Here is a 520-nt window from a genome sequence, read left to right as displayed (position 1 = left end):
CACTGCGACTTCTGCAACGCGGCCTACCACTTCGACCCGGTGGACGCCGAGCAGCTGCTCGCCGACCCCAGCGCGCCGCCGCCCTCCGACACCCAGCACTGAGCCGGCATGGCGGCGCGCTCAGGCGCCGCGGCGCCGGCTCAGCCACTCGTCCAGCGCCTTAAGCCGCTCCGGCGTGCCGACATCCCACCACGCCCCACGGTGATGGGTCGCCCCGAGCCGCCCCGCCGCCGAGGCGTTGCGCAGCAGCGGCGCCAGCCGGAAGGCCCCGTCGTCGTGCCCGCGGAACAGCCCGGGCCGGTAGGTGCCGATGCCCGCGAACGTCAGCCGCGGCGGCGCCTCGACCGCCCGCCCGTCGCGGAGCCCGAAGTCCCCCTCCGGATGGTGGCCGGGGTTGTCCACGAGCACGATGTGCCCGTCGCCAGCCGGCTCCCGGGGCAGCATGGCCGGGTCGAAGTCCGTCCACACGTCGCCGTTGACCACCCAGAACGGGGCCTCGCCGAGCAGCGGCAGCGCCCGC

At 76.2% G+C, this 520-nt stretch carries 1 pseudogene; it reads right to left on the bottom strand.

The features are described from left to right. Positions 1-120 precede the first annotated feature (120 nt). Positions 121-520: pseudogene (locus G7A99_RS24535) on the bottom strand (mannose-1-phosphate guanylyltransferase); the annotation flags it as partial.

Source organism: Arhodomonas sp. KWT (genome assembly GCF_010993615.1).
This window is presented reverse-complemented; position numbering and strand designations above follow the sequence as displayed.